Here is a 15,465-nt window from a genome sequence, read left to right as displayed (position 1 = left end):
TGCCTAGGCCGCGCGCATCAGCGCAGCGCGTAGCTCGAGCAGTTCGTCGCAGATCGATTCCAGCTCCCGTGCCGCAAACCCCATGCGAAGGCTGGGAACATGTTCGCAGAGCCTGGTGCCCAGAATGCCTGTGAACGTGATCCAACCGTCGGAGGAGACGATCAGGCCATTCTGCTCCTCGAAGGAGGCATTCCAGGCGACCGCTTCAGCCTGCGTCAATCCGACGGGGAGCTCGAGTTCGATCGCCGTTCCGGCCAGCCTGACCGGATAGCCGCCCGGCAGGCCGTTCGGGCCAGGGGCGTGCCCGCGCCAGGGGCGGCTGGCCACCATGGCGAGCAGCATCGGTACACCGCTTGCGCCCGAGATCTCGATGACCGGTTCGGGTGTGAGCTGGATATCGGCGAAACGCCCATAGACATCTTCGGCCTCCGCGCCATCCAGCCAGACGCGCGGCGCCCGCCCGCCACGCTCCTTGGGGAGGCGGCGCCAGGCGGCGAGGTTCTGGTAATGGGCGAGAACCTTGACCTCGGCTCCCGGCGGGGTGGCGGCGGAGCCGGCAAAGACGTTGGAGAGGATCGCGACATTGCCCATGCCGCAGGCGACCTCATGGCCGAGCGCCGTGATGATGCCGTTGACGACATCCGGGAAGCTGCAATTGACCAGCGTCACGGGTTTGCCGCTGCGGCTGATCGCGGCCGCGACGCGCGAGCTGATCAGGGCCTGGAAGACCGCCGTGGCGCTGAGGCCGCCTTCGGCCACGAGCCGCGTCCAGGCATTGCCGCTCTGGGCGATCACCTGCGAAGTCTGGATCGAGGCCGCCTGCACGACGATGCGCGGGTCGGTCGCCGTCAGCAGGTCATCGGACGCATCGGGCGCCAGCAGGTCGATCGCGTGCGTCCTGAAGCGCGCCTTCTTGCCGAATAGCACCGCGCGGGCGTTCGCCGCGGTGCGCAGCCAGTTCAGCCACTCGCGATTGCGCCCGGCGATGACGATCTCTACGGAATCCTCGGCCGTCGCGGCGATGTCGAAGGCAATGCGCGCGGCAAAGCCGCCGGTGCCCGAGATCAGGATGTCGCAGCCGGCCATGTCAGACCCTCGTCGCGATGGCGGCCCGGTCCCAGCAATCGTCGAGCCGGGGCGAGAGCTTGTGCTTCATGATGCGCTGGCTCGCCGTGCGCTCGAACTCGACGACGACGGCGATGTAGCGCGGGTTCTGGTAGGGAGCGAGACGCTGTCCGAGCCAGCCGGAAAGCGCCTGCGGATCGATGATGGCGTCGCCGCGCGGCTTGACGAAGAGCTTGATGTCCTGCTCGCCGACATCCGCGGCGACGCCGATCATCGCGCAATCCTCGACCGCTTCATGCTCTGCCGCGACGTGTTCGACCTCCCAGGCCGAGACGTTCTCGCCCCGGCAGCGCACGCTGTCGGTCATTCGCCCATGGAAGTAGAGATTGCCGTCGGCATCGAAGGAACCGAGATCGCCGGTATAGAAACCGTCCTGGCGCAGAGTCTTCGCGGTCGCCTCGGGGTTGTCGAGATAGCCGGGGAAGATCGCGCCCTGGATGCTGGTCTCGATCACGATCTCGCCGCGCTCGCCGGGAGGCACCAGCCGGCCGTCGGTATCGAGCAGCTTCACCGTGAACCAGGGCAGCGGCCGGCCGACGGAGCCCGGCACTCCGGTCACATTGCAGGTCGTCAGGCTGGAGGCCTCCGTCATGCCGTAGCATTCGCGAATGTCGATGCCGAAGCGGTCGGCGAACTGCGGCCAGATGTCGGGCGGGCAACCTCCGCCCCAGGCGATGCGCACGCCATGCTCGCGATCGCGCGGCGATGGCGCTTGCTTGAGCAGGATCTGCAGGATGCCGCCGAGATAGTGGATATGGGTCGTGCCTTCCTCCCGGACCTGGTCCCAGAAGCGGCTGGCGCTGAAGCGCTCGACCATGGCGAGCGTGACGCCGCGGATCATCGGCAGCGGCAGCAGCTGAGCGCCGCCGATATGATAGAGCGGCTCCCAGACGAAGAAGACGTCTGCTGGCCGCGCATCGGATAGCCTCACCACGCTCTCCGCGGCGAGCCGGAGCATGCGATGCGAGACGATCACGCCCTTCGGCCGCCCGGTGGTGCCGGAGGTGTACATGATCGCGAAGACCGCATCGGCGGGCGGGGAGGACTCCTCGAAGCGTCCGGCGCCATCGAGGATAGCGTCGAGCTCTCCGCCGGGCGCATGGGCGAGGAGCGGCAGCTTTGCCTCAGGCGCCATCACGTCCTCGATCTGCGGCACCAGATCCGCATCGGCGACGACGAGGAGCGGCCGCGAGTGCGTCAGCAGGTAGCGAAGCCCTTCGCCGCGCTGCTGCGCATTGACCGGCACCCACGCGACACCGGCACGCGCAAGGCCAAAGACCACCGCGATCGTGGCGATGGAGTTGCGCATCATCACGGCGACCCTGTCGCCAGCGACGATCCCGCGCGTTCTCAGATGCGCGGCGAAGGCGGCCGAGCGCCGCTCGAGCCCGGCATAGGTCAGCGGCTCGCCGCAGAAGCGCGCATAGACGCGCCCCGGCTCCTCTGCGGCACGCACTGTCAGAAGGCTCACGAAGCCGTCGTCGTCAGGGATCGTCATGGTCGCTGTCGGTCAGGAGGAAGAGCGGAAGCGTTCCGCGATGAGCAGCATTGCCGTCACCACGACGAAGACGACGACGGAGACCGCCGCCAGCGTCGGGTTGAGCTGCAGGATCATGTCGTCCCACATCTGCTTAGGCAGCGTCGTCTTGATGCCGCCCGAGACGAAGATCGCGATGGTCAGCTCGTCGAAGGAGGTGATGAAGGCGAAGAGGAAGGCGGCGACGAGGCCGCCCTTCACCAGCGGGATGGTGACGCCGGTCAGCGTCCGCACCCGGTTGGCGCCGAGCGTCGCCGCGGCCTGGTCGAGGCGCTGGTCATAGGTCTTGAGCACGGCGGCGATGGTGACCAGCGTGAACGGGATCGCCAGCACGGTATGGCCGATGACGAGGCCGAGATCGGTGGCGATCAGGCCGAGCCGCGCGAAGAGATAGAACAGCCCGACCGCGATGACGATGCGCGGCACGATCATCGGCGCGAGGAAGAAGGCAAAGATCAGTCCCGCCCAGCGCGTCCGGCTATTGGCCAGCGCCAGCGCGGCAAAGCCGCCGATCGCGGTTGCGGCGATGGCCGTGACGAAGGCGACGGCGAAGGAGCGGATCGTCGCCTGGATCCAGAGCGGCGAGCTGAAATAGGTCTGAAACCAGCTCAGCCCATAGCCCGGCGGCGGGAACTCCAGGAATTGCGAGGAGGTAAAGGCGAGCGGGATGACCAGCAGCGTCGGCAGCACCAGGAAGGCGATGACCAGCCAGCAGAAACCGGGCAGCAGCATCGCGCAAATGCGCTTGCCGAGCAGCGCCTGGGCGAGTGCGCCCAGCCTGGCTGCCGTGGCAGCGACAGTGCCGAGGATCGCCAGGCCGAGGTCGCGGATGCGCCCGGTGCCGACCTGCGCGGAGCCGCCGGCGATCGTCGAGAGCCCGAACAGCCTGTCGTAGATCACGCAGGAGACGAGGGCGGCGGCGAGCATCAATGCGGACAGCGCGCCGGCGAAGGACCAGTTCAGCAGCTCCTGCACCTGCGTGATGATCAGCTGCGCCAGCATCGTCTGCTGGCGACCGCCGAGGAAGGCCGGCACGATGAAGAAGCCGAGCGAGGAGATGAAGACGAGCAGGCCGGCTGCTGCGACGCCCGGCAGCGAGAGCTTGAAATAGACCAGCCAGAAGGCGCGTGCCGGCGCAGCGCCGAGCGTCTGCGCTGCCTGGACGAGGCGGCGGTCGATGCCGGTCATCACCGGCAGCATGGTCATCACCGCCAGCGGAACCATGGCATGGACCATGCCGACCATGACGCCGAACTCGTTGTGCAGCAGCGGCAAGGGCTGGTCGACGAGGCCGGAGCCGGTCGCCAGGGAATTGATGATGCCGCTGCGCCCGAGCACGATCATCCAGGCGAAGGTCTTGACGAGATAACTCGTCCAGAACGGCACCATGACGAAGAGCAGCATGCGCCCGCGGAACATGTCGGGCAGGCGCGCCAGCCAGTAGGCGAGCGGATAGCCGATCAGCAGCGACCAGACCGCCGTCCAGCCAGCGATGCGGAAGGTGATGCCGAGCACGCGCAGATAGACGTCGGTCGCGGCGATGCGCTCGTAAGCGCCGGTCGAGAACGCCTTGCTCTCGGGATCGACGACGCTCAGGCCGAGGAGCTGCGCCACCGGATAGACGAAGAACACGGCCAGGAAGAGCAGGCCGGGCACCGCCAGCCAGAGCGCGCCGAAACGCAGCCTGGCCGAGCGCGCCGGCGCGCCGCTGAGGGGCACCGCGCTCATGCGACCAGCACCGCCTTGTCGCGCGACCAGCCGGCGATGATGGCCTCGTCGATTGCGGGCACGGCATCGTCCGGTCCCAGCCGCAGCACGAGCTGGCTGCCGTCGTCGAGCGCGGCGATGACGCGCGTCTCCGAGCCGGCATAGACGACTTCGCAGACACGCCCGTTCACGGCGTTGCCGTCCCGCGCACCGAGGCGCAGGTTCTCCGGCCGGATGACGAGGGCCGCCTCCTTGCTCTGGCAGCGCGCACCGCTCGGCAGGGCGAAACGGCCATGGGCAGTGTCGATCGCGCCATTGCCGTCCCAGCGGCCGCGGAAGATGTTGGAGATGCCGATGAAATCGGCGGCGAAGGCGGTGCGCGGCCGCTCGTAGATCTCGCGCGGCGTGCCGAGCTGCTCGATCCTGGCGTGATTCATCAGGCAGATGCGGTCGGACATGGCGAGCGCCTCTTCCTGATCATGCGTGACGTAGACGATCGTCGCGCCGCTCTCGCGGTGCAGGCGCTTGATCTCGATCTGCATGTGCTCGCGCAGTTTCTTGTCGAGGGCGCCGAGCGGCTCGTCCATCAGGATGATCGAGGGCTGGTAGACGAAGCAGCGCGCCAGCGCGACGCGCTGCTGCTGACCGCCGGACAATTCGCGTGGGAAGCGCCCGGCGAGGTGGCCGAGATGGACCATCTCCAGCGTCGCCGCGACGCGCTTGGCAACCTCAGAGCTCGGGCGCCCCCGCATCTTGAGCGGAAAGGCGATGTTCTCCGCCACCGTCAGATGCGGAAACAGCGCGTAATGCTGGAAGACGAGGCCGATGTCGCGCTGATGGACCGGCGTGTTCGACTGGTCGCGTCCGTCGATCACGACGCGCCCTTCGCTCGCCTCGACCAGTCCGCAGATCAGCTGCAGCAGGGTCGTCTTGCCGGAGCCCGAGGGGCCCAGCAAGGTCAGGAACTCGCCTTCGGGAACGCTGAGCGAGCTCGGCTCGAGGGCCGTGGTCGCGCCATAGCGCTTGCACAGGCCCTCGATGACGAGCTTGCCCGTCGTCGGTTCGGTCGCTGGCACCTCTGCGCTCGTCGCCATGGCGTCAGGTCAGGAGCCAGGCGTTGAAGCGCTCGGTGACCTTGGCGCGGTTGGCGCTCCACCAATCCTCATTGGCGATCGCCATCTGCTTCAGGTTCTCGGGCGAGGTCGGCAGCACCTTGGCGCGTTCGGCGCCGATCGTCTGGTAGGCGTCGAGATTGGTGGGCCCATAGGCGAGGGCGTCGGTGAAGGCGGCCTGCGCCTTCGGATCCGAGCAGAAGCGGATGAACTGGCGGGCGACATCGGCCTTCGGCCCACCCTTCGGCAGTCCCCAGCCCTCGATCGAGTAGAGTCCCTGGTTCCAGACGATCTTGGCCGGCGTGCCGCCGTCGATCGCGGCCTGCAGGCGCGCATTCCAGCCCGGCAGCATGTCGACTTCGCCGCTCTGCAGCAGCTGGGTCGACTGCGCGCCGCCGGTCCACCAGACCGCGACATGCGGCTTGATCTTGTCGAGCACCTTGAAGGCGCGGTCGATATCGAGCGGATAGAGCTTGTCGAGCGGCACGCCGTCGGCGAGCAGCGCCTGCTCGATCGTGTCGATCGGGTTCTTGCGCAGGGCGCGCCGCCCGGGGAACTTCTCGACGTTGAAGAAATCGGCCCAGCTCGCCGGAGCGTTCTTCACCCGGTCGGTGCGGTAGGCGAAGATCGTCGAGTAGACGTCCGTGCCCATGAATTCCGGCGAGATCGCCTGCGGCATCAGCTTGGGCACATCGGCATGCGCGAAGCCGATCGGATCGAGCAGGCCCTGCGCCTTCAGGATGTCGCGGGCCGAGAGCGTCAGCGTGCAGACGTCCCAGGTATAAGACTTGGTCTCGACCATCGCCTTGAACTGCGCGGTCGGCTCCGCTTCGCGGGCGACGTTGACGACCTTGTTGCCGGTCGCCTTCTCGAAGGGATCGTAGAAGGCCTTGCGGAAGGCCGGGCCGAAGGGACCACCGGGATCGGCGACCGTGATCTGGGTCGCGGCCCGTGCGCTGCCGATCAGATGCGGCGCGGCGATCGCACCGGCGGCGGCCCCACCGGCGAGCTGCAGCATGGTACGGCGGGTCGGCTCCGTTGGTCGTTTCGTCATGGTCTTCTCCCCTTTTTTGAGCGGTTTTCCGCATTTCCCCGTGGGTGATCAGATCGTCAGCTGCGTCGTCTCGTCAGGCGCTCTTGCGCGCGGCGCGAACGGCGAGGAACTGCTCCATCATCCGCGCCGGCTCGCCGGTGCCGTAGGCTTCGCGCTGATTGCGGATGCCGGCGGTGAGGCATTCGCGGAAGCTCTGCTCCGTGACCTCGCGGAAGCGGGCCTTGTTGAGGCGCATGGCGACGGGCGGCTTTCCGGCGAGTTCCTCTGCCAGTGCAAGAGCCGCCTCCATCACCTTCTGCTTCGGCACGACCCGGTTGATCAGGCCGATCCGGTAGCACTCGTCGGCGTCCATCATCCGCCCGGTCAGGGTCAGGTCGATGGTGCGGGCGATCCCGATCATCTCGCGCATGATCCAGGGGCCGGTCACGGAGGCGATGCCGGAGTTGATCTCGGGCTGGCCCATGGTGACGCCGTCATGGCCGATGCGCAGGTCGCAGAGCAGCGCGACCTGAAAGGCCGAGCCGGCGGCGACGCCATTCAGCGCCGCGATGATCGGCTTCGAGAGCGAGCGGATACGGTCATAGAGGCGTTCCCATTCGCCCATCCACAATTCGGCACGGTCGGGATCGAAGGTCTTGGTCTCGTTGAGGTCCTGGCCGGCGCCGAAGGCGCGGTCGCCGGCGCCGGTGAGAATGATGGCGCGCACGGCATCGTTCGCCTCGAGCTCGTCGAGGCCCTCGACGAGGCGGGACCGCATCGGCGCGTTCCAGGCGTTGAGGATCTGCGGGCGGTTGAGGGTCAGAATGCCGACCGCGCCACGAACCTCGACCAGAACAGAATCCTTCATACCGCCCTCCGATGAGTATTTATTACAATGTAATAACTTCTATTGAATATTCTGCGCGAAAGGCTCACCTTGTCAAGGCTGCTGGTCACAGCCATTGATCGCGGCAGGAGAACAGGCCCCGATGACGACGCTCGAACCGAGACAGAATGGCCGCAAGCGAGCAGCCGCGGCAGGCGAAGAGGCCGTGCGCAAGGACGACGCGCTGATGGTCAATTCGGTCGAGAAGGCGTTCCGGGTGCTCTCGGCCTTCGGCCGCCAGCATCAGACGCTCAACCTGTCGCAGGTCGCGTCCGAGACGGGGATGGACGTCAGCGCCGCGCAGCGCTTCACCCACACGCTCACCAGGCTCGGCTATCTGCGCAAGGACGCGCAGACCAAGCGCTTCGAGCTGACGGCGAAGACGCTCGATCTCGGCTACCACTTCGTCCGCAGCAGCCGCCTGCTCGACCGGGCGATGCCCTATCTCATGCATCTCAGCAAGGAGACCGAGGAGACGGTCAATCTCACCGTGCGCGAGGGGCCGGAGATCATCTTCGTCTCACGCTTCCTCAGCCGCCATGTGCTGAACACCGACGTCATCATCGGCACGCGGATGCCGGCCTATTGCACCGCGCCCGGCATCGCCATGCTGTCGCGGCTGCCCGAAGAGGAGGCGATGGCGATCATCGACGCCTCCGACCTCAAGGCGCACACACCCTCGACGACCTGGCGGCGCGATGCGCTGCGCGAGAAGCTGCGCCAGTCCGCGGCGCAGGGCTACGCCACCGCCTTCGAGGAGGTCTATCTCGGCGATGCCTCGATCGCTGCGGTCGTTGTCGATCATCACGGCCGCCCGGAAGGGGCCGTGAACATCGCCACGTCGACCTCGCGCTTCAGCCATGCCGAGGTCATCGCGCGCTTTTCCTCGCTCGTCATCGCCACCGCGCACGCCATCTCCCGCGTCTGAGCCGAGCGGACCCGGCGCTTGACAGGCAGCCGAGTCAGTTATCAATATTCGAGAACTATTATCGCATTGAGATAAAACTACTGGATCGGGATGGACGCTTCCAAGGCCCAGTTCCGCCGTGTCGCGGCCCGCGCGGGACGACAGGTGACACTCAGCTTCGAAGGCGCGGCCATCCGGGCGACGACCGGCGACAGCGTCTTGGCGGCACTGCTGGAGAGCGGCGCCCTGATCCGGCGGTTGGAGTTCGGTGGTGAACCACGGGCCGGCTTCTGCCTGATGGGTGCCTGCCAGGATTGCTGGGTCTGGAGCGCGGAAGGTGGCCGGCTCAGGGCCTGCACCACCGAGGTCGCCGACGGCATGACCCTGTTCGCCGAGCCGCAGCCAATGGCCGGGCTTCATGGCTGACATCGTCATCGTCGGAGCTGGCCCGGCCGGCATCAGCGCGGCCGAAACGCTCTCCGCGAAAGGGTTTAGGCCGGTCCTGATCGACGAGGGAGCGCGAGCCGGAGGGCAAGGCTATCGCCGGCCAGCCGAGGGCCTGGCGCTCGACATGGACCGGCTGATGGGTTCGGAGGCCGGCAAGTACGCCGCACTGCATCGCCGCTTCGCCGCCTTGCAGCCAGGGATCGACTATCGGCCCCGGACGCTGGTCTGGGCCGTCGACGGCAACACCCTGCACCTGCTGCAGGAGGGGCGGGCCGAGATGCTCGCTTTCGACAAGCTGCTGATCGCCAGCGGGGCGATGGACCGGGCGGCGCCGCTGCCCGGCTGGACCTTGCCCGGCGTGTTCACGCTCGGTGGGGCGCAGGTGGCGCTGAAGGATCAGGGCTGCCTGATCGGCAGCCGCGTCGCCTTCCTGGGCTCATCGCCGCTGCTGGCACTGGCCGCCAAGCAATATCGCGAGATGGGCGCGGACATCGCCGTGATCGCCGATACGACGCCGCTCTTGGCCAAGCTGGCTGCCTTGCCGGAGCTGCTGCGCGCCCCGCGCACCCTGGCTCGCGGCCTCTGGTATATGGGCGCATCGCTGCGCGCCGGGACGCAGATGCTGCATGGCGTGACACCCATCGCCATCGAGGGGGAGGGCCGTGTCGAGGCTGTGCTGCTGCGCGACGCGCAAGGCCGCGAGCGGCGCTTCGCCTGCGACGCGGTCGCGCTCGGCTATGGCCTGAAGCCGGAAATACAGCTCGCCGATCTCGCCGGGGCTGAGTTCGCCTTTGACCCGGACTACAGGCTGTTCCTGCCGAAGATCGATGGCATGGGCCGGGCGGGCCCCGATCTCTATCTCGCTGGCGACGGGGTGAGGATCGGCGGTGCCGACGCAGCCGAAGCGAGTGGCGCGCTCGCCGCCCACGCGATCCTCGCCGATCTCGGCCAGCCGCAGGATATCGACGCTGCGAGGCGGCTGGCTCGCAAGGTCGAGCGCCTGCGTGCTTTCCAGCGCGGCCTGGCGCGCGCCTTTGCCTGGCCGGTGGCGCAGATCGCCGCCTTGCCCGATTCCGTCACGCTGTGCCGTTGCGAGAACGTGACGGTCGGCGAGGTTCGAATTGCAATGAGCACGGAGCTCGGCCCGCTCGAGGTCAACCGGGTCAAGGCGATGACGCGCTGTGGCATGGGCCGGTGCCAGGGCCGCGTCTGCGGTCCGGCCTTGCAGGAGATCGTGGCGGCGAAGATCGGCGGTGATGGCGCTGCTGCAGGACGCTTGCGCGGCCAGGCTCCGGTCAAGCCGATCGCGCTCGCCGCAGCCGGTGATCTGGCATGAGCGAGCGCACGACGGATGTCGCGATCATCGGCGGCGGACTGATCGGCGCATGGACTGCCTTCTTCCTTGCTCGGCGGGGGCAGCGTGTCATCTTGCTCGAGAAAGGCGTCATCGGCGCCCAGTCGAGCGGTGTCAATTTTGGAAACCTGCGCCTGCAGGGACGCTTTCCCGGCCAGTATCCGCTCTCCCTGCGCTCCCAGGCGCTCTGGGAGGATTTCGCTGCGCTGATCGGCGAGGATTGCGAGTTCGAGCAGACCGGCCATCTCTATCTCGCCTATGACGACGAGGAGCAGGCCAGACTCGAAGGCTATGCGCAGGTCTCCGAATCCTACGGGCTTGCCATCGAGCGCATCGGACCCGCCGAGCTCAAGCGGCGCTGGCCCTGGCTCGGTGAAGGCGCGATCGCGGCAACCTTCTCGGGCCGCGACGCCACCGCCAATCCGCGCCTGGCCACGCCCGCGGTGACGCGCGCCGCCGCAAGGCACGGGGCCGTCATCCGCGAGAATACGCGCGTCAGCGCAGTCGATCGTGCTGGCGATGGCTTCATGTTGACGCTGGCCAATGGCGAACGATTGAGCTGCGGCGCTCTCGTCAACAGCGCTGGCGCCTGGGCACTGGAGATCGCTGAGACATTTGGCGAAACGGCGCCGGTCTTCCCCGCCGGACCGCCTCAGTTCGTGACCGAGCCGTTTCCCTATCTGATCGGACCTTCCGTCCAGGCGATCGACGGCTCGGTGATCTTCCGGCAGATCCCCCGCGGCAACATCATCCTGGCCGGCTATCCACGCACTGCGGCGGATCCCGTGAACAACCGGGCGCCGGTGCCTCCCGCGAAGACGCTCGCGGCGATGCGGGCGCTGGCGCGCGTCGTGCCCATGCTCGCGCAATGCCATGTCATCCGCGTCTGGTCCGGCATCGAGGCCTATCTGCCCGACATGATCCCGGTGATCGGCCCGAGCGGGACGACGCCCAATCTGTTCCATGCCTTCGGCTTCTGCGGCCACGGCTTCCAGATCGGCCCCGGCGTCGGGCTCTGCCTCAGCGAAATGATCGTCGACGGAGCGACACAGACGCCACTGGAGCCCTTTTCAATCGCTCGCTTCCGCACAGCTGCGACAGTCAGCGAAAAATTCCGCAGAGAGTTCGACTGACGGTCCGGCTTCTTGCCGATGCAGAGCGTCCGTCTGCTATTGATCGGGTCTTGGAATGGTGGCTGGCAGGTCCGCTAACCGCGGCGTGCCCAGGAAACCCATCGTAGTTCGAAGTTCTGTGGCGAGGAGGTCGACAATACGCTTCGCGCCGTCAGCCCCACCGATCGCGAGGCCGAAGAGTGGAGCCCGCCCCACCATGACGCCTTTCGCTCCCAGCGCGAGAAAGCGCGCGATGTCCGCGCCACGGCGCACCCCGCTGTCCGCCAGGATCTCGATGCGCTCGCCGACCGCAGCGGCGATGGCCGGCAGCACCTCGGTCGGCCCTGGCGCGCAATCGAGATTGCGGGCGCCATGGTTCGACACGACGATGGCGTCGCAGCCATGCGAAGCTGCCGCCAGCGCATCGTCGACGCGCAGAATGCCCTTGAGCACGAGCTTGCCGCGCCAATGCCGTCGCAGCAGCTTCACATCCTCCCAGGTGACATCCGCCGCCAGGGCGACCTCGTCGGACAGCGCAGCCCGGCCGAGTTTCGTGCGAAATTCCTCGGGGTAGTGCGCATAGGTCGGCACGCCGCCCGCCGCCAGCGCCCGCAGCATCACGCCGACCGCCCAGCGCGGATGCAATGCGACATCGGCCCCGGCGCGCCAGGATGCCCTGAGCGGAATGCCGAAGCCGTTGCGGATGTTGTACTCCCGGTTGGGGCCGACGGCGGTGTCGACCGTGAGCACGAGGGTTTCCGCGCCCGCCGCCCACGCCCGCTCGAGCAGGCCCAGCATCCGCTGCCGGTTCTTCCAGACATAGAGCTGGAACCAGAGCCGGGCGCCGGACTCCCCGGCGATGCGCTCGATCGTGGTGATCGATTGCGTCGCGACGCAAAAGGGGATGCCGATTCCGGCGGCAGCCTTCGCGAGCGCGATCTCGCCATCATGCCAGACGAGGCCGGCCACCGCCGTGGGCGCGACGACCAGCGGAAGCGGCAAGCCATGGCCGAGGATTTCGGCCTCCGTCGATGGCCGCGACACATCGACCAGGACCTTGGGGGCAAGCCGGATCGCGTCGAGCTGCCTGCGGTTCGCCGCGATCGCGGTCTCGTCCTCGCTGCCGCGGTCGATATACTCGAACAGCCCGCGCGGCAGGCGGCGCGCGGCGGCGCGGCGGGCATCGGCGACGTTCAGGATATGGCCGAAGGCAGGCTTGGCGGTCATCGTGGCAGCACGGTTCCAATGCCGCGTTCGCGGGCACGGCCGACGACGAGATGGGCGAGGGCGAGATCGGCCAGCGCGAAGCCGCGGAAGCAGAAGAAGGACCGCATTCTGTGTGCCGTGGGATGGGCGGCGTCGGCGAGTTCGACAAGGTCATGGCCGAAGGTGACGGTCGTCACCGGATTGCCATCGACGTCGTAGGGTGCCTTCGACTGCGCGAGGCTGTCGGTCGCCAGCACGTCGAAGGCGGGCAGGCTCGCCGGAATCCAGCTGCGCCCGATGTCGACGGCTGCGGCGAAGGCGTTCGGCTGCATCAGACGGGCGTCGAGGAAGGGCTCCAGGCCAGGTGCGCCCGGCACCATCGAGATGACGATGTCGCTGCGGCGGAGCAGGGTGGCTGCATCCGTCACGATCTCGCTCGCGAGGCCGCGCTCGGAGGTGGCTTGCGCGAAGCGCTCCGCCGACGACCGGCTGCGGCTCAGCGCCAGGGCAGTGGTCAGGCCGGGGTAGAGATCGAGGAAGGCGGAAAGATGGGCGTAGGCCTGCAGCCCGCAACCGACGAACCCGATGGTCGTGGGCGCGCGTGGCGCCAGGCGCGCGGCGGCCGCCGCCGAAAGGGCAGCGGTGCGCACGAGCGTGATCTCGTCGCCGTCGAGTACGGCAAGGGGCGCGCCGGTTTCATAGTCGCTGACGCAGATCAGGGCGTTGATGCCCGGAACCGGGCTGTCCGGGGCGACCGGCGCCATCGAGACCCATTTCAGGGTTGCGACGCCGTCCGATTGCGAGGCTGCGGTCATCGCCTGAAAACCGTGGCCGGGGCCAAGCGTGAGCGCGCTCTTGGGCAGGCTGCGGTTCGTGCCTGCGGCATGGTCGCGGAAGGCCTGGAGGACGGCTTCGCGCGCCTGGCCGGGATCGATCGCGAGCGCCTTCACATCGCTGCGCGAGAGATAGAGCAGGTGCTCGCTCATCGGGCGAATCTCCGTGCGGAATAGGGAACAGGATCGAAGGGCGGTTCATGCCCGTCGATCAGCGCCGCCACAAGCCTTGCCGTCGCCGGAGCCTGGGTCAGTCCGGTATGGGCGTGGCCGAAGGCATGCACGATGTCGCTCGATGCCGAGGCCGGGCCGATGCAGGGCAGGCCGTCGGGCGTCGACGGGCGGTTGCCCATCCAGCGGTCCACCCGGGTGGCATCGAAGCGTTCCGCCTGCTCGGGAAACATCTTTCGGGCATAGCCCAGCAGGATCTCGGCCCGGCGCCAGTCGGGAGGGGCGGCGGGATCGGCGAGCTCGACCTGCCCGGCAAGACGCAATCCCTGCGGTGTCGAGACCACGCCCATCTGCCCGTCGGACGGCATCAGGCCAGCGCCGAGCTCGACCCCCGGATCGGGAATGACGACATGGTAGCCGCGCTCGGCGATCAGCGGCACGCGATCGCCGGCGAGCCCGGCCAGGGCGCCGGAGCCGATGCCGGCTGCGATGACGGCGCGATCGCAGGCGATAGTCCCCCGGTCGGTGACAACAGCCCGCAATCGCCCGCCGGCAATGTCGAAGGCGAGCGCGCGGGCAGCGATGCGTTCGGCGCCCCGCTCGGTCAGGAGGCGCGCCAGCGCCGCGCAATAGGCGCCGGGATCGGCGATCTGGCCGGCATCGTCCAGCCGGGCGCCGAAACGGTATGCTGGCGACAGCTCCGGCTGCAGGCGACGCAGCTCGGATGCCTCGACCTCGCTGAAGCGGATGCCGAAATCCCGGCGCATCGACCAGACGCGGCTCTCCGCGGCGAAGGCGTTCCGGTCCGGATAGACATAGATCAGCCCTTCCTGCCGGATCAGCTGGCCGACGCCGGCTTCGGCGGCATAGCTCTCATGGGAGCTGACCGTGTCCCGGCACAGCGGGTAGCGCTGCCGCGCGCAGACCTCGATGCGGTCCCAATCGCGACCAGCCGCGACGAATTGCGCGAGCCAGCCGGCGAGCCCCGGCAGGTCACGCCAGCGTATCGTGAAAGGCCCGGTTCGATCGAAGAGGAAGCCCGGCACCTTGCGCCAGAGACCCGGCAGCGAGATCGGCATGATAGCGCCTGGGTTGATCCAGGTCGCGTTGCCATAGGAGGCCGCCTGCCGCCCACCGGCCTCGCCCGGCTCGATCAGCTGGACATGATGGCCGGCACGCTGGATCTCCAGCGCGGCACACAGCCCGACGATGCCGGCGCCGATGACTGCGACAGTCAGAGGCTCTTGCTTCGGCATGCGCTGCTTCAGCCGCGGTTGTGGAAATGGCTGAGGAACGCCCTGGTCGCTTCCTGCTTCGGCTCGCCGATCACCTCGCGCGCCGGGCCCTCCTCGACGATGACGCCGTCGCGCATGAAGACGACGCGGTCGGCAACCTCGCGGGCGAAGCCGATCTCATGGGTGACGATGATCATGGTCATGCCCTCGGCGGCAAGATCGCGCATCACGCCGAGCACCTCGCCGACGAGCTCCGGGTCGAGCGCCGAGGTCGCTTCGTCGAAGAGCATCACCTCCGGCTCCATGGCGAGCGCACGCGCGATGGCGACGCGCTGCTTCTGGCCGCCCGAGAGCTTGTTGGGGAAGACGTCGACCTTGTCGCTGAGCCCGACCTTGGCGAGCAGTCTGCGCGCGAGCTCGTCGGCCTGCGGCTTCGGCATCGCCTTGACCGAGATCGGCCCCTCCATGACGTTCTGGACCACCGTCATGTGCGGGAAGAGGTTGAAGTGCTGGAACACCATCCCGGTGTTCGAGCGGAAGCGTGCCTGCTCGCGCACTGCCGGCAGCTTCGAGCCGTCGCCGAAGGCGAAGCTGTCCTTGCCGATCCGGACATTCCCGCCTTCGGGCATGACGAGCAGGTTGAGACAGCGCAGCAGGGTCGACTTGCCGGAGCCGGAAGGCCCGATCAGTGCCACGACCTGGCCGGACTCGACCCTGAGGTTGATGTCGCGCAGCACCGTCAGCGAGCCGAAGCTCTTGCGCAGGCCGGAGACCTCGATCTTGTAGCTCATCGCCATCGC

14 protein-coding genes are annotated in these 15,465 nt (G+C 67.9%); 4 read left to right on the top strand and 10 right to left on the bottom strand.

What is annotated here, in order from left to right; translation table 11 throughout:
• Positions 1 to 3: 3 nt before the first annotated feature.
• The 6 genes from ACWIGM_RS10495 to ACWIGM_RS10470 form a co-directional block, all read right to left on the bottom strand.
• Positions 4 to 1,086 (bottom strand): hypothetical protein, encoded by a 1,083-nt coding sequence (locus tag ACWIGM_RS10495; RefSeq protein ID WP_454025886.1) that lies wholly within the window; start codon positions 1,084 to 1,086, stop codon positions 4 to 6.
• A 1-nt stretch (position 1,087) separates the two neighbouring features.
• A complete protein-coding gene (locus tag ACWIGM_RS10490; protein ID WP_454025885.1) occupies positions 1,088 to 2,623 on the bottom strand; it encodes a class I adenylate-forming enzyme family protein in 1,536 nt (511 codons plus the stop codon).
• 12 nt (positions 2,624 to 2,635) lie between these two features.
• Positions 2,636 to 4,390: an ABC transporter permease subunit gene (locus ACWIGM_RS10485; RefSeq protein WP_454025884.1), complete on the bottom strand. Its 1,755-nt coding sequence runs from the start codon at positions 4,388 to 4,390 to the stop codon at positions 2,636 to 2,638.
• Positions 4,387 to 5,445 (bottom strand): ABC transporter ATP-binding protein, encoded by a 1,059-nt coding sequence (locus tag ACWIGM_RS10480; RefSeq protein ID WP_454025883.1) that lies wholly within the window; start codon positions 5,443 to 5,445, stop codon positions 4,387 to 4,389. Before ACWIGM_RS10480 ends, ACWIGM_RS10485 begins: the two co-directional genes overlap by 4 nt.
• A gap of 22 nt (positions 5,446 to 5,467) precedes the next feature.
• Positions 5,468 to 6,535 carry an ABC transporter substrate-binding protein gene (locus tag ACWIGM_RS10475; protein WP_454025882.1) on the bottom strand — a complete coding sequence of 356 codons (1,068 nt, stop codon included), beginning with the start codon at positions 6,533 to 6,535 and terminating at the stop codon, positions 5,468 to 5,470.
• 73 nt (positions 6,536 to 6,608) lie between these two features.
• Positions 6,609 to 7,382, bottom strand: coding sequence for an enoyl-CoA hydratase/isomerase family protein (locus ACWIGM_RS10470; RefSeq protein WP_454025881.1), 774 nt, complete (start codon positions 7,380 to 7,382; stop codon positions 6,609 to 6,611).
• A 121-nt stretch (positions 7,383 to 7,503) separates the two neighbouring features.
• On the opposite strand from ACWIGM_RS10470, the gene ACWIGM_RS10465 reads away from it, so the two are divergent.
• The 4 genes from ACWIGM_RS10465 (at position 7,504) to ACWIGM_RS10450 (ending at position 11,241) form a co-directional block, all read left to right on the top strand.
• The gene (locus ACWIGM_RS10465; RefSeq protein ID WP_454025880.1) at positions 7,504 to 8,328 is read left to right on the top strand and encodes an IclR family transcriptional regulator; all 825 of its coding nucleotides are present in this window, start codon (positions 7,504 to 7,506) and stop codon (positions 8,326 to 8,328) included.
• A 90-nt stretch (positions 8,329 to 8,418) separates the two neighbouring features.
• Complete coding sequence (locus tag ACWIGM_RS10460) at positions 8,419 to 8,733, top strand: (2Fe-2S)-binding protein (RefSeq protein ID WP_454025879.1); 315 nt, start codon at positions 8,419 to 8,421, stop codon at positions 8,731 to 8,733.
• Positions 8,726 to 10,090, top strand: a complete 1,365-nt coding sequence (locus ACWIGM_RS10455) for an FAD/NAD(P)-dependent oxidoreductase (RefSeq protein ID WP_454025878.1) — start codon at positions 8,726 to 8,728, stop codon at positions 10,088 to 10,090. Before ACWIGM_RS10460 ends, ACWIGM_RS10455 begins: the two co-directional genes overlap by 8 nt.
• Complete coding sequence (locus tag ACWIGM_RS10450; RefSeq protein ID WP_454025877.1) at positions 10,087 to 11,241, top strand: NAD(P)/FAD-dependent oxidoreductase; 1,155 nt, start codon at positions 10,087 to 10,089, stop codon at positions 11,239 to 11,241. Before ACWIGM_RS10455 ends, ACWIGM_RS10450 begins: the two co-directional genes overlap by 4 nt.
• Positions 11,242 to 11,277: 36 nt before the next feature.
• On the opposite strand, the gene ACWIGM_RS10445 is transcribed toward ACWIGM_RS10450, so the two are convergent.
• The 4 genes from ACWIGM_RS10445 to ACWIGM_RS10430 are packed head-to-tail and all read right to left on the bottom strand — an operon-like array spanning position 11,278 to position 15,462.
• The gene (locus ACWIGM_RS10445; RefSeq protein ID WP_454025876.1) at positions 11,278 to 12,447 is read right to left on the bottom strand and encodes an alpha-hydroxy acid oxidase; all 1,170 of its coding nucleotides are present in this window, start codon (positions 12,445 to 12,447) and stop codon (positions 11,278 to 11,280) included.
• The gene (locus tag ACWIGM_RS10440; protein ID WP_454025875.1) at positions 12,444 to 13,412 is read right to left on the bottom strand and encodes an ornithine cyclodeaminase family protein; all 969 of its coding nucleotides are present in this window, start codon (positions 13,410 to 13,412) and stop codon (positions 12,444 to 12,446) included. Before ACWIGM_RS10440 ends, ACWIGM_RS10445 begins: the two co-directional genes overlap by 4 nt.
• Positions 13,409 to 14,686: an NAD(P)/FAD-dependent oxidoreductase gene (locus ACWIGM_RS10435; RefSeq protein ID WP_454025874.1), complete on the bottom strand. Its 1,278-nt coding sequence runs from the start codon at positions 14,684 to 14,686 to the stop codon at positions 13,409 to 13,411. Before ACWIGM_RS10435 ends, ACWIGM_RS10440 begins: the two co-directional genes overlap by 4 nt.
• Positions 14,687 to 14,694: 8 nt before the next feature.
• Positions 14,695 to 15,462 carry an amino acid ABC transporter ATP-binding protein gene (locus ACWIGM_RS10430; protein WP_454025873.1) on the bottom strand — a complete coding sequence of 256 codons (768 nt, stop codon included), beginning with the start codon at positions 15,460 to 15,462 and terminating at the stop codon, positions 14,695 to 14,697.
• Between the last annotated feature and the right edge of the window lie 3 nt (positions 15,463 to 15,465).

The sequence above is a fragment of the Allobosea sp. NPDC055332 genome (genome assembly GCF_053645455.1).
The sequence above is the reverse complement of the archived record's forward strand: the minus strand, read 5'-3'. Positions and strand labels throughout refer to the sequence as shown.